Raw genomic sequence first — 12,471 nt, forward strand, 5'->3', positions numbered from 1 at the left:
CAGATTACGGTTCATAGAGCGCGCCGCGGGCGCAGGAAATAAAGCGTTTTGAAGAATACCTCCTCTACCGCGCCAGCTTCCGTCTGGCGCCAGCAGCTGCACTACCGTCTCAAAGAGGGTGCACTGATCGCGCTCGGCGCGCTTTGTGCCTACCTTTGGATGGCACTGCTTACTTACGATCCCTCCGATCCTGGTTGGACGCATACCAGCAATGTCCAGCAGGTCCAGAACGCCGCTGGCCGCGCTGGCGCCTGGTTTGCCGACGTGCTGTTCATGGCGCTTGGCTACTTTGCTTTCCTGTTTCCGTTGTTGCTAGGCGTCAAGACCTGGCAGATCTTTCGTGCGCGTCACCAACCCTGGAGCTGGAATGGGTGGCTGTTTTCCTGGCGGCTGATCGGGCTCGTTTTTCTGATTCTTTCCGGTTCCGCACTTGCCTATATCCACTTCCAGTTTGCAGATGGTCTGCCTGCTTCTGCGGGTGGGGCGTTGGGCGAGAGCTTGGGCCAGCTCGCAGAGGCAGCGCTTAATGTCCAAGGCAGCACGTTGCTGCTGCTGGCATTCTTCCTATTTGGCCTAACGGTGTTTACGGACCTTTCATGGTTCAAAGTGATGGACCTGACCGGCAAGATCACCCTCGACCTGATGGAACTGATTCAGAGTTTCTTCAGTCGCTGGTGGTCCGCTCGTAACGAGCGTAAGCAGGTTGTTGCGCAGCTGCGCGAAGCCGACGATGTGGTAAACGACGTCGCCAGTTCGCTTCCTGATCAGCGGGAGCGGGCCAAGGTCAAGGAGCGCCTACTGGAGCGCGAAGAGTCGTTGAGCAAGCACATGAGCGAGCGTGACAAACGACCGCCTCCCGTGATTCCTCCCGCCGCACCGCAAAAGCCGGTCGAGCAAAGCAAGCGTGTGCAAAAGGAGAAGCAGGCCAACCTGTTCGTCGATCCGCTGATCGAAGGCAGCGTGCCGCCATTGTCGCTACTGGACGTGGCGGAAAAGCAGCAGAAACAGTACTCGCCGGAATCGCTTGAGGCCATGTCGCGGCTGCTGGAAATCAAACTGAAAGAGTTCGGGGTAGAGGTCATTGTCGAGTCAGTTCACCCTGGCCCGGTTATCACGCGTTTCGAAATCCAGCCGGCCGCCGGGGTCAAGGTCAGCCGCATCTCCAACCTGGCGAAGGATCTGGCGCGCTCGCTGGCAGTCATCAGCGTGCGCGTCGTTGAGGTGATCCCCGGCAAGACCACTGTTGGTATCGAGATCCCCAACGAGGACCGGCAAATTGTTCGGTTCTCGGAGGTCCTCTCGTCGGCGCCCTACGATGATGCCAAATCGCCCGTCACCATCGCGCTTGGCCACGACATCGGCGGTAAGCCGGTGATTGCTGACTTGGCAAAGATGCCGCACCTGCTGGTTGCCGGTACCACCGGTTCAGGTAAGTCGGTCGGTGTGAACGCGATGATCCTCTCGATCCTTTTCAAGTCGACGCCGGAAGATGCACGGTTGATCATGATCGACCCGAAGATGCTCGAACTGTCGATCTACGAAGGCATCCCACACCTGCTGTGCCCGGTCGTGACTGACATGAAGGAAGCCGCTAACGCGCTACGCTGGAGCGTCGCCGAAATGGAGCGGCGCTATAAGCTGATGGCGGCCATGGGCGTGCGTAACCTGGCCGGGTTCAACCGTAAGGTGAAAGACGCGGAGGAGGCCGGCACGCCGCTGACCGACCCGCTGTATCGCCGTGAAAGCATGGAAGATGAAGCGCCGCTGCTGAAGAAACTGCCGACCATCGTGGTTGTGGTAGACGAATTCGCCGACATGATGATGATCGTCGGCAAGAAGGTCGAGGAGTTGATTGCGCGCATTGCCCAAAAGGCGCGGGCAGCGGGCATTCACTTGATCCTGGCGACCCAGCGGCCCTCGGTGGACGTCATCACGGGTTTGATCAAAGCCAACATTCCGACTCGTATGGCGTTCCAGGTATCGAGCAAGATCGACTCGCGGACGATCCTCGACCAGGGCGGCGCCGAGCAATTGCTTGGGCATGGCGACATGCTTTACCTGCCACCGGGCACCGGGCTGCCGATTCGCGTCCATGGTGCGTTCGTTTCCGATGAAGAGGTTCATCGCGTGGTTGAAGCCTGGAAGGCTCGCGGTGCGCCTGATTACATCGAAGAAATTCTGGTGGGCGTGGAAGAGGCCGGTAGCGGCTTCGATGGCGGCGGAGGCGAAGGCGGCGGTGAGAACAGTGAAGACGATCCGCTTTACGATGAGGCGGTACGCTTTGTTACCGAAAGTCGCCGCGCATCGATTTCTGCCGTTCAGCGCAAACTCAAGATCGGCTACAACCGCGCCGCGCGGATGATCGAAGCCATGGAAATGGCGGGCGTGGTGACATCAATGAACACTAACGGCTCGCGCGAAGTACTCGCGCCGCCTCCTACCCGCGACTAGTTCGCCGAGGGCTTCATGCAATTGATTCGTGCGTTGTTTGCATCCGCTCTGCTTTTTACCCTGGCTCCAGCTCACGCTGACCAGGCGGCTTCTGTGCAGCGCCTGACGGGCTTGCTGCAGAAGGCCGAAACCTTGACCGGCCGGTTTTCTCAACTGTCTCTGGATGGCACTGGAACCCAGCTGCAGGAGACCTCTGGTGAAATGTCGCTTAAGCGCCCTGGCCAGTTTCGCTGGCACACCGATGAGCCGATGGAGCAGTTGCTGGTTTCCAACGGCAAGAAAGTCTGGCTGTACGATCCGGATCTGGAACAGGTAACCATCCAGACGCTCGATCAGCGCCTGACGCATACCCCTGCTTTACTGTTGTCGGGTGATGTCTCGGCGATCAACGAGAATTTCGAGGTGTCGCATCAAGAGGCGGGCGAAGTGGTTGATTTCACTCTCAAGCCGAAAGCCAAGGACACGCTGTTTGACAGCCTTCGTTTATCTTTCCGCGGTGGGGTGATCAACGACATGCAAATGGTTGACGGCGTTGGTCAGCGCACCAATATCCTGTTTCAGGGCGTCAAGTTGAACCAGCCACTCAAGGCTGACCTGTTTACCTTCGAAGTACCGGAAGGGGCTGACGTCATTTCCGAGTAACAGCTGCTCGCCACTCCGTTTACCTATACGGCCTGCTTCCCTGCAGGCCGTTTGCATCAGAGGCTTGCGTCGCCGATGGACCTGTTCAGTCGTGAACCTGTCGCCCAACCCCTTGCTGCGCGCCTGCGCGCCGCCAGCCTGGATGAATATGTCGGGCAGGAGCACCTGTTGGCGCGTGGCAAGCCGTTGCGCGAGGCCCTCGAGCAGGGCGCTTTGCACTCAATGGTGTTCTGGGGGCCGCCTGGAGTTGGCAAGACCACACTGGCCCGGTTGTTGGCGAAAGTCTCGGACGCTCATTTTGAAACCGTCTCGGCGGTGCTAGCCGGTGTGAAAGAGATCCGGCAAGCAGTCGAAATTGCTAAACAGCAGGCGGCCCAGTACGGACGACGTACGATTCTCTTCGTCGACGAAGTACACCGCTTCAACAAGTCCCAGCAGGACGCGTTCCTCCCCTATGTCGAAGATGGCACGCTGATATTTATCGGTGCGACTACAGAAAACCCGTCGTTTGAGCTGAACAACGCGCTGCTCTCTCGCGCACGCGTTTATGTACTCAAGAGCCTCGATGAAGCGGCACTGCGAAGACTTGTCACCCGCGCCTTGACCGAACCGAAAGGCCTTGGTGATTTGCGTCTGAGCCTGCCGGACGAAAGCTTTCAGATCCTGATGGCAGCCGCGGATGGCGATGGGCGACGGTTGCTGAATCTGCTGGAAAACGCTTCCGATTTGGCGGAAGAAGGCGGCGAGATCAGCGTCGAACTGCTACAGGACCTGCTGGGCGACAGCCGTCGGCGCTTCGATAAAGGTGGCGAAGCTTTTTACGACCAGATCTCGGCGCTGCACAAATCTGTGCGTGGATCGAACCCGGATGCCTCGCTGTATTGGTTTGCACGAATGATCGACGGCGGCTGCGACCCGCTGTACATCGCACGCCGGGTGGTGCGCATGGCCAGTGAAGAGGTCGGGAATGCCGATCCACGAGCGCTGAGCCTGTGCCTATCGGCCTGGGATGTTCAAGAACGGCTGGGTAGCCCTGAAGGTGAACTGGCAGTGGCGCAGGCAATCGTCTATCTCGCGTGTGCGCCCAAGAGCAACGCCGTCTACAGCGCCTTCAATGCGGCGATGCGTGATGTCCGCGAGAATGGTTCACAAGAGGTTCCGTTGCACCTGCGCAATGCGCCAACCCGCCTGATGAAGGAACTGGGTTACGGTAATGAATACCGCTATGCACACGATGAACCTGAGGCGTACGCCGCTGGCGAAGATTACTTCCCGGAAACCATAGAGCCGCGGCAGTACTACCATCCGGTGCCGCGTGGGCTGGAAAGCAAGATACGCGACAAGCTTGAGCACCTGACGCGGCTCGATCGGCAGAGCCCGCGTCAACGGAGAAAGACATGATTCGCATGGCATTGGCTGTGGCCGCTGGCGGGGTTGTCGGGACACTGATCCGGTTCGGTGTTTCAACCTGGGTTTCTGCTCAATGGCCAAAGCATTTCTACCTGGCGACCTTGGCGGTCAATGTGCTTGGTTGCCTGCTCATTGGCTATCTCTACGCGTCGTTTCTGCAGCGCCCAGACCTCTCGCCGGAGCTACGCGGCGGTTTGATCATTGGTTTCCTCGGCGCCTTGACCACCTTTTCCAGCTTTTCTCTGGATGGGTTGCGTTTGCTGGAGAGCGGTCAGGCTGCGACGGCGTTTAGCTATGTCGGTGTAAGCGTATTCGGTGGTCTGTTGGCTGCCTGGGCCGGGCTTGCGCTCGCGCGGTTATGAACCTGGCACATATCGCAGTAAACTCCTGTTCCTCTTCGCCTTTCCTCAAAGCTTTCATAGACGAGACCCACCATGCTTGATTCGAAACTGGTACGCACACAGCTGCAAGACGTGGCCGAGCGCCTCGCCACCCGCGGCTATCAGCTGGACGTAGCGCGTATCGAGGCCCTGGAAGCCCAGCGCAAAACCGTGCAGACCCGTACCGAGCAACTTCAGGCTGAGCGCAACGCTCGCTCCAAGTCCATTGGTCAGGCCAAGCAGCGTGGTGAAGACATCGCGCCGTTACTTGCTGACGTCGATCGTATGGGGTCCGAACTGGAAGCCGGAAAGACCGAACTGGAGAACATCCAGAGCGAACTGGATCAACTGATGCTCAGCCTGCCGAACCTGCCTCACGAGTCGGTTCCTGTCGGCAAGGATGAGGATGAGAACGTTGAAGTGCGTCGCTGGGGAACTCCCAAGACGTTCGAGTTCGAGGTCAAGGACCACGTCGCGCTGGGTGAGCAACACGGTTGGCTGGATTTCGAGACGGCTGCTAAGTTGTCCGGCGCACGCTTTGCGCTGATGCGCGGTCCGATTGCTCGTCTGCACCGGGCGCTGGCGCAGTTCATGCTCGATCTGCATACCCGGGAGCACGGCTATGAAGAGGCCTACACGCCTTATCTGGTCCAGGCGCCAGCACTGCAGGGCACCGGGCAGCTGCCCAAGTTCGAAGAAGACCTGTTCAAGATCAGCCGTGAGAACGAGGCTGATCTCTACCTGATTCCAACAGCGGAGGTCTCGCTGACCAATATCGTGGCTGGTGAGATTCTTGATGCCAAGCTCCTACCGCTGAAGTTCGTAGCGCACACTCCATGTTTCCGCAGCGAGGCAGGCGCGTCGGGCCGCGACACGCGCGGGATGATTCGCCAGCATCAGTTCGACAAGGTCGAGATGGTTCAGATCGTCGAGCCGAGCCAGTCACTTGAAGCGCTTGAGGGTCTCACAGCGAATGCCGAGAAAGTGCTTCAACTTCTCGAGCTGCCTTACCGGGTTTTGTCCCTGTGCACGGGCGACATGGGCTTTAGCGCGGTCAAGACCTACGACCTGGAGGTTTGGGTTCCAAGCCAGGACAAGTATCGTGAAATCTCCTCTTGCTCCAGCTGCGGTGACTTCCAGGCCCGTCGCATGCAGGCGCGCTACCGCAACCCCGAAACCGGTAAGCCTGAACTGGTACATACATTGAACGGCTCCGGCCTCGCCGTCGGCCGCACGCTGGTTGCCGTGCTGGAAAACTACCAGCAGGCCGACGGCACTATCCGCGTGCCCGAAGCGCTCAAGTCATACATGGGCGGAATTGAACTAATTGGTTGATTCGGCAGGGCCTGCTTTCGCGGACCTGAGCATCGAACTCGCTGCCAGCCGATAATCAACGGCCCGTCCGGGCTCCTTGATTCTCGACAAGGGCTGTCTTTGCCGTAATGGTTGAGATGGCCCTATCTCACTATGTCACCAGGACTTGCCCATGGATTTTCTGCCGCTTTTTCACAATCTGAAGGGCCGTACCGTATTGGTTGTCGGCGGCGGTGAGATTGCGCTGCGCAAGGCGCGGTTATTGTCAGAAGCGGGCGCTGTGCTGCGCGTGGTCGCTCCAAAAATAGCAGCAGAGCTGAGCGAGTTGGTTGCGGAGGGCGGTGGTCAGACCCTGCACCGCGGTTACCTCCACAGCGATCTGTCAGGGTGCGTGCTGTCCATTGCGGCGACCGATGATGAGCCCTTGAACGCGCAGGTTTCTGAAGATGCCAAGGCGCTTGGTATGCCCGTCAACGTGGTGGACTCACCACAGCTGTGCACGGTGATCTTCCCTGCAATCGTCGATCGCTCTCCGTTGATGATCGCAGTTTCAAGCGGCGGTGACGCGCCGGTGCTGGCCCGCCTGATGCGTGCGCGCATCGAAACCTGGGTACCCTCGGTTTATGGCGAGCTGGCCGGTCTGGCGAAAAAATTCCGCGGGCAGGTCAAAGCAAAGTTCGCCAACGTGCAACAGCGTCGTGTCTTCTGGGAGGAGGTCTTCCAAGGCGATGTCGCTGAGCGAGCACTGGCAGGACAGCAGCAGGAAGCCGAGCGCCTGTTGGTCGAGAAGCTTTCCGGTGCCGAGCCAAAAAGCCTTGGAGAGGTGTATCTGGTCGGCGCAGGCCCCGGTGATCCTGACCTGCTGACGTTCCGCGCCCTGCGTTTGATGCAGCAAGCCGACGTGGTGCTCTATGACCGCCTCGTCGCGCCAGCGATTCTCGATCTGTGCCGTCGGGATGCTGATCGTATCTATGTCGGGAAGCAGCGCGCCGCCCATGCGGTGCCACAGGACCAGATCAACCAGTTGCTGGTGACCTTGGCCAAGGAAGGCAAGCGCGTGCTGCGCCTCAAAGGAGGTGATCCGTTCATCTTTGGCCGCGGTGGTGAAGAGATCGAGGAGCTGGCTGCGCACGACGTACCGTTCCAGGTCGTGCCCGGCATCACGGCAGCCAGCGGTTGCGCCGCCTATGCAGGTATTCCGCTGACGCATCGCGATCACGCGCAGTCAGTGCGCTTTGTGACCGGGCACTTAAAGGATGGCAGCTCCGATCTGCCATGGTCGGAGCTCGTGGCGCCAAGTCAGACGCTGGTGTTTTACATGGGTCTGGTCGGGTTGCCGGTCATCTGCCAGCAATTGATTGCCCATGGTCGCGCCGCTGATACGCCCGCAGCACTGGTTCAGCAGGGTACTACGGTGAACCAGCGAGTCTTCACCGGAACGCTTGCAGATCTGGCCGAGCGGGTCGCCAGTGAGCAGGTTCAAGCTCCTACCCTGGTTATCGTCGGCGAAGTTGTGCAGTTGCGCGAGAAACTCGCCTGGTTCGAGGGTGCTCAGAACCGCGACAGATGATCTGTCGCGGAATGTCGGCAGTTGAGTGATTACCGCGACCAGATGCCTTTGCCGGGCAGACGGTAGCGGTCATGGGGGCGGTGGAGGGCCAAGTCGGGGCCTTTAGGCACGATGCCGTTGGCGTTGATGTGCCGATGACTGGCGTAGTAGTGCTGCTTGATGTGGGTGAAGTCGACGGTTTCCGCAATGCCTGACCATTGGTAAAGCTCTCGAAGCCAGTTCGAAAGGTTCGGGTAGTCTTCGATACGTCGCTGGTTGCACTTGAAATGGCCGTGGTAGACCGCGTCAAAGCGAACGATCGTGGTGAACAGTCGCCAATCGGCTTCGGTCAGGTATTCCCCAGTCAGGTAGCGTCTTTCACCGAGGCGCTGCTCCAGCCAGTCGAGTTCCGCAAATACCTTATCGAACGCCGCCTCGTAGGCTTTTTGCGTCGAAGCGAAGCCTGCCCGATAAACACCGTTGTTGATGTGCGGATAGATGCGCTCGTTGAGTGAGTCAATCTCGGCACGTAGCGGCTCCGGGTAGAGGTCTAGCGTCGAACCGGTCAGCTCATCGAAAGCAGTATTGAAGATTCGGATCAGCTCGGCGGACTCGTTATTGACGATCCGCTGCTGCTCCCGGTCCCACAGGACGGGAACCGTCACGCGGCCGGTGTACTTATTATCGTCCGCGGTGTAGCGCTGATGCAGGTAGGTCAGCCCGTCCAGCGCATCGCCGGTGGAGCCTTTCTCCCTGTCGAACGTCCAGCCGTGTTCGGCCATGAGCCAGCTGACTACCGATACATCAATCAGCGACTCGAGTCCTTTGAGCTTGCGGTAGATCAGAGTGCGGTGGGCCCAGGGACAAGCCAGCGATACATAGAGATGATAACGGCCGGCTTGCGCCTGGACCGCAGGGCGGTCATCTGGGCCCGGCGTGCCGTCCGCAGTAATCCAATCTCGCCGCTGAGCCTGCTCTCGCTGAAATTCACCGTCTCCATTGTTTTCGTACCAACGGTCTTGCCACTGTCCGTCTACTAAAAGCCCCATGTTCGCCTCCAGGTTTCGAATGAGAAACAGTGTAGGTGGCACGGTTCGATGGATCAGTCGTAATGCCCGGTCAAATCAATCGTTTAGCTCGATAGGTTTCGATTCGTCCAGAACTCCCGGGCCTGCGCAAACGCGGCGTCGCGCGGCTGTCCGAGGCCTCGCAGCGCTAGCGCCATTGTCGCAACGACCGCGAGTTCGCCGTAGGCATCTTCGCCCCCTTGCCAGACAGCGAGCAGGTGCTGCGGATCGAGTTGCGCCGGCTTGACGTGACGTTGGGGTGATAGGGCAGGCCAATCTTCGTCCCAAGATGCGCCTGCCTGCGTACCGTAAAGGTGGGCGACACCGTCCGGGTTCACCTCGATTTCGCCACCTTCGCCCTTGATCACGATTGAGGTGTCGCCCAGTAATCGGCTGGCTTCCCGGTGATTGGCCTGATAGCCGGGATGAAAAATGCTCTGCAGACCGCAGCGGGCACCCAGGGGATTGAGGATTCGAGCCAGCGAATGGATCGGTGATCGCAAGCCAAGGATGTTGCGTTGATCGATCATGTGCTGAAGCCCTGGCATCCAGGCACCGAGCGGCATGAATGCAAGATTGCGCTGGTCCAGCGCGGCGCTAGCCTCAGCCCAGTTCTCGCATCGCGGGATGTCCAACAACTCAAGCTGCTGTTCGGTATACATGCGCCCTGCGGTATGCGCGCCACCGCCGTGCATGAATATTCGAACGCCATTGCGTGCCAGGCATTTGGCCGCCAGCAAGTACCACGGTAGGTGCCGTTTTTTGCCCGCGTAGGTGGGCCAGTCAATGTCCACCGCGATCGCTGGGGCCTTCAGCCGTTCGCGCACGGCTTCGGTGAAGCCGGCGAGTTCTTCTGCACTTTCCTCTTTGTGGCGTAGCAGCATAAGAAAGGCGCCGAGTTGCGTGTCCTCGGCTTTGCCGTCCAGCAACATGCCCATCGCTTCGCGGGCCTCTTCACGAGTCAGGTCGCGGGCGCCGCGTTTGCCTTTGCCGAGAATACGGACGAAGACGGCGAACGGGTGTTCAGCAGGGGTGATGACGCTCATATGCAGTTGCTCGGTTTCGGCAGGCCTGCCAACTTTGCTGCAAGCTTGGCGGGGGTGCCTTTGAATAGACGGTTCAGGTGCATGCTGTTGCCCTTGTCCGGGCCTAGCTTCAGGGCGGTGTACTTGATCAGCGGACGGGTTGCGGGCGACAGCTGAAACTCCTGATAAAACTCGCGCAGTACCTTGATGATTTCCCAGTGCTCGGGCTGAAGCGATATGTCTTCTGCATGGGCCAGTGCAGCGGCCACAGGTTCGCTCCAGTCATTCAGGTCGAGCAAAAAGCCTTCCTGATCCACAGCAACCTGTGTGCCATTCACGTTAAGCGTGTTCATAGCCAGGAGTTGGTCCGCTCAAACCGGCAACACAGCTCGACGAAACCCTCATAGTCAATCTGTTGCAAGCGTGCCGGAAGGGCACCAAGGTTGCGCGCGGAGATGTCTTCCTCCAGTGCGAAAAGCGCGATGTTATCTGGCATCAACTCCAGTGCCTGACACTGAGCCGTGCCGTTTTGCAGGGCGTACACGGCGTCGCCGCAGAGCAACAGCGCATCATCAACCGAGAGCAGTCGCAGGCAGCTGACCAGGCGGTCATCGGAAAAAGGCGAGTGTGAAAGCAGGTGCAAGGTTGCCATCAGAGCGTGATCACATGGTCGTAGCGGTTGATAAGAGCGCCGAGGCCAGCGTCATCCAGCAGCTCAACCGGAAGAGACAGCTGTGCATCATCCAGGCCGCGCTCGCAAAGGCTGCGTTTGGCTGCATACAGCGACTCAATGCCAAACATGGGCAACGCCTGCAGGTTGGCAGTCAGGTCCTTCTGCTCAAGCCGAGCAGCTTGTTGTGCAGCTATAAGCTGAAACACACCGTCATCCAGAAACAGCAGGGCGAGCGGCAGCTCAAACGCACCGCCTGCCAGGACAATATCCAGCGCCTCGCGCGCAGACGGACCAGACCACGGCGATTGGCGAGTGATGATGAGCATCGAGCGAGCCATCAATGACCTCCGAAACACACCAGGCGGTCGGCCTGCTGGCTGGCTTCGTGTAGTTGACCTAGACCGGACAGCTCCCACTTAGCAGCCAGGTTTGCCGCCGGACGTTGATAACGGTTTGCTTCCTGTTGATCCAGAACACCGCGGCGCAGGCCGGCGGCGATGCAGACGACACCATCCAGCCGGTGGCGAGTGATGAACTGGTTCCACTGTTCGCTCACGTTTAGCTCGTCCTGCGCAGCGACAATGTTGGCCGAAGCGCTATGCACACCGTCCTGATAGAGGAACAGCCGGACAATCTCGTGTCCACCCGCCAGCGCTGCTTCTGCAAAACGCAATGCGCGCCGTGCAGCAGGAGAGTGCGGAGGTGAGAACAGAGCGATTGCGAATTTCATGGGCCACCAGTTTCAGTACTGGCGGACATGATACGCGAGCTTTGGAAACGAAAAAGCCCGCCGAAGCGGGCTCATTCTAAGCGCGGCTGTTAGTCGTCGCCGCCCATGATGCCCATCAGTTGCAGAAGGCTGATGAACAGGTTGTACAGCGAAACGTACAGGCCGATGGTGGCCATGATGTAGTTGCGCTCGCCGCCATGAATGATGGCGCTGGTCTGGTAAAGGATGCAGACCGAGGAGAACAGCACGAAGCCGGCGCTGATCGCCATTTGCAGGCCGCTGATCTCGAAGAAGAAACCAGCAACCATTGCGCCCAGCAGGACAAAGAAACCAGCGGTGATAAAGCCGCTAAGGAAGCTCATGTCCTTACGCGTAATCAGCACGAACGCTGACAGCCCGAAGAACACCAGAGCGGTCATCGACAGCGCCGATGCAATCAGCTCACCGCCATTCGCGGTACCCAGGTACATGTTGAGGATCGGCCCCAGCGTGTAACCCATGAAACCGGTCAAGGCGAAGGTAGAGAGCAGACCCCACGCGGAATTGCGAAGTTTGACCGTTAAGAAGAACAGGCCATAGAAACCGACCAGCACTACGAAGATGTTTGGATAGGCCGCGTTGGCTTGCATCGCCATGTAGGCGACAAAGGCGCTGAAGCCCAGTGTGATGGCCAGAAGGCCATAGGTGTTGCGCAGAACGCGGCTGACTTCCTTCTGTTCAACCTGCGTGTGCGTAGATGCGTACTGTTGCCTAAGCATGGCGACACTCCTTCAAATGGATTCAGCCTGGAACAAACTGCCACGGATCATAACAGAGCTTTTGTTTCGTCCTAACAACAGTGTTTGACAGACTGTTTCGTTCGGGTACTATGGCGCCCGCTCTCTGCGGAGGAGTGGCAGAGCGGTTGAATGCAACGGTCTTGAAAACCGTCGAAGGGGAAACTCTTCCGTGAGTTCGAATCTCACCTCCTCCGCCACATCGTGAACTGAAGGCCCCGTATTCCGGGGCCTTCAGTGTTTCTGGGGTACGAAAAGGCTTTATGAGCGGTCCCAGAAAGTTCCCAAGGAACGAATGCGGCAGGACGAAAGCCGACCTAAGACGCCAAAGCCGCCATTTTCGCCTGCCCCAGCTAGTGTGCGAGGCGTTGGCGCTGGGTAAAGTCTGCAGATGGGGTACTTTGAGCGAACCCGTTGCCTCGCCCCAATGATTGACGTGACCCCGTGCTTAAAC

The 12,471-nt window shown here is 58.9% G+C and carries 13 protein-coding genes and 1 tRNA gene; 7 read left to right on the forward strand and 7 right to left on the reverse strand.

Going from position 1 to position 12,471, the window contains the following annotated elements; genetic code table 11:
* The first annotated feature begins 48 nt into the window (after window positions 1–48).
* The 6 genes from ftsK to cysG all read left to right on the forward strand — a co-directional run bounded on the left by ftsK (window position 49) and on the right by cysG (window position 7,767).
* Complete coding sequence (ftsK, locus tag CXK96_RS10230) at window positions 49–2,451, forward strand: DNA translocase FtsK (RefSeq protein ID WP_180981513.1); 2,403 nt, start codon at window positions 49–51, stop codon at window positions 2,449–2,451.
* A 15-nt stretch (window positions 2,452–2,466) separates the two neighbouring features.
* Window positions 2,467–3,093, forward strand: coding sequence for an outer membrane lipoprotein chaperone LolA (gene lolA / locus CXK96_RS10235; protein WP_102836343.1), 627 nt, complete (start codon window positions 2,467–2,469; stop codon window positions 3,091–3,093).
* A 75-nt stretch (window positions 3,094–3,168) separates the two neighbouring features.
* Window positions 3,169–4,494: a replication-associated recombination protein A gene (locus tag CXK96_RS10240; protein WP_102836344.1), complete on the forward strand. Its 1,326-nt coding sequence runs from the start codon at window positions 3,169–3,171 to the stop codon at window positions 4,492–4,494.
* Window positions 4,491–4,865 (forward strand): fluoride efflux transporter CrcB, encoded by a 375-nt coding sequence (gene crcB / locus CXK96_RS10245; RefSeq protein ID WP_102836345.1) that lies wholly within the window; start codon window positions 4,491–4,493, stop codon window positions 4,863–4,865. Before CXK96_RS10240 ends, crcB begins: the two co-directional genes overlap by 4 nt.
* Window positions 4,866–4,937: 72 nt before the next feature.
* Window positions 4,938–6,218, forward strand: a complete 1,281-nt coding sequence (serS, locus tag CXK96_RS10250) for a serine--tRNA ligase (protein ID WP_102836346.1) — start codon at window positions 4,938–4,940, stop codon at window positions 6,216–6,218.
* Window positions 6,219–6,369: 151 nt separating this feature from the next.
* On the forward strand, window positions 6,370–7,767 hold the full coding sequence (cysG, locus tag CXK96_RS10255; protein ID WP_102836347.1) for a siroheme synthase CysG: 1,398 nt from the start codon (window positions 6,370–6,372) through the stop codon (window positions 7,765–7,767).
* Between the two features lie 29 nt (window positions 7,768–7,796).
* Here the strand turns inward: cysG and CXK96_RS10260 are convergent, their stop codons facing one another.
* The 7 genes from CXK96_RS10260 to CXK96_RS10290 form a co-directional block, all read right to left on the reverse strand.
* A complete protein-coding gene (locus CXK96_RS10260) occupies window positions 7,797–8,795 on the reverse strand; it encodes a glutathione S-transferase family protein (RefSeq protein WP_102836348.1) in 999 nt (332 codons plus the stop codon).
* Between the two features lie 83 nt (window positions 8,796–8,878).
* Entirely contained in the window at window positions 8,879–9,859 is a 981-nt protein-coding gene (locus CXK96_RS10265) for a glycosyl transferase family protein (protein ID WP_102836349.1), read from the reverse strand.
* Window positions 9,856–10,191 (reverse strand): TusE/DsrC/DsvC family sulfur relay protein, encoded by a 336-nt coding sequence (locus CXK96_RS10270; protein ID WP_102836350.1) that lies wholly within the window; start codon window positions 10,189–10,191, stop codon window positions 9,856–9,858. The genes CXK96_RS10265 and CXK96_RS10270 overlap by 4 nt, the downstream gene beginning before the upstream one ends.
* A complete protein-coding gene (gene tusB, locus CXK96_RS10275; RefSeq protein WP_102836351.1) occupies window positions 10,188–10,490 on the reverse strand; it encodes a sulfurtransferase complex subunit TusB in 303 nt (100 codons plus the stop codon). Before tusB ends, CXK96_RS10270 begins: the two co-directional genes overlap by 4 nt.
* Complete coding sequence (gene tusC, locus CXK96_RS10280; RefSeq protein WP_102836352.1) at window positions 10,490–10,849, reverse strand: sulfurtransferase complex subunit TusC; 360 nt, start codon at window positions 10,847–10,849, stop codon at window positions 10,490–10,492. Before tusC ends, tusB begins: the two co-directional genes overlap by 1 nt.
* On the reverse strand, window positions 10,849–11,241 hold the full coding sequence (tusD, locus tag CXK96_RS10285) for a sulfurtransferase complex subunit TusD (protein ID WP_102836353.1): 393 nt from the start codon (window positions 11,239–11,241) through the stop codon (window positions 10,849–10,851). Before tusD ends, tusC begins: the two co-directional genes overlap by 1 nt.
* Before the next feature lie 89 nt (window positions 11,242–11,330).
* Window positions 11,331–11,999 (reverse strand): Bax inhibitor-1/YccA family protein, encoded by a 669-nt coding sequence (locus CXK96_RS10290; RefSeq protein ID WP_102836354.1) that lies wholly within the window; start codon window positions 11,997–11,999, stop codon window positions 11,331–11,333.
* Between the two features lie 128 nt (window positions 12,000–12,127).
* On the opposite strand from CXK96_RS10290, the gene CXK96_RS10295 reads away from it, so the two are divergent.
* Window positions 12,128–12,217: transfer RNA gene (locus CXK96_RS10295), tRNA-Ser, on the forward strand.
* Window positions 12,218–12,471: the final 254 nt, after the last annotated feature.

The organism is Stutzerimonas stutzeri (genome assembly GCF_002890895.1).
GTDB lineage: Bacteria > Pseudomonadota > Gammaproteobacteria > Pseudomonadales > Pseudomonadaceae > Stutzerimonas > Stutzerimonas stutzeri_AB.

Bases quoted from the DNA above. Each gene is read 5' to 3' on its own strand.
- lolA (WP_102836343.1), top strand. From the start codon at position 2,467: ATGCAATTGATTCGTGCGTTGTTTGCATCCGCTCTGCTTTTTACCCTG.
- CXK96_RS10240 (WP_102836344.1), top strand. From the start codon at position 3,169: ATGGACCTGTTCAGTCGTGAACCTGTCGCCCAACCCCTTGCTGCGCGC.
- CXK96_RS10270 (WP_102836350.1), bottom strand. From the start codon at position 10,191: ATGAACACGCTTAACGTGAATGGCACACAGGTTGCTGTGGATCAGGAA.
- tusB (WP_102836351.1), bottom strand. From the start codon at position 10,490: ATGGCAACCTTGCACCTGCTTTCACACTCGCCTTTTTCCGATGACCGC.
- serS (WP_102836346.1), top strand. From the start codon at position 4,938: ATGCTTGATTCGAAACTGGTACGCACACAGCTGCAAGACGTGGCCGAG.
- CXK96_RS10260 (WP_102836348.1), bottom strand. From the start codon at position 8,795: ATGGGGCTTTTAGTAGACGGACAGTGGCAAGACCGTTGGTACGAAAAC.
- crcB (WP_102836345.1), top strand. From the start codon at position 4,491: ATGATTCGCATGGCATTGGCTGTGGCCGCTGGCGGGGTTGTCGGGACA.
- CXK96_RS10290 (WP_102836354.1), bottom strand. From the start codon at position 11,999: ATGCTTAGGCAACAGTACGCATCTACGCACACGCAGGTTGAACAGAAG.
- cysG (WP_102836347.1), top strand. From the start codon at position 6,370: ATGGATTTTCTGCCGCTTTTTCACAATCTGAAGGGCCGTACCGTATTG.
- CXK96_RS10265 (WP_102836349.1), bottom strand. From the start codon at position 9,859: ATGAGCGTCATCACCCCTGCTGAACACCCGTTCGCCGTCTTCGTCCGT.
- tusC (WP_102836352.1), bottom strand. From the start codon at position 10,849: ATGGCTCGCTCGATGCTCATCATCACTCGCCAATCGCCGTGGTCTGGT.
- tusD (WP_102836353.1), bottom strand. From the start codon at position 11,241: ATGAAATTCGCAATCGCTCTGTTCTCACCTCCGCACTCTCCTGCTGCA.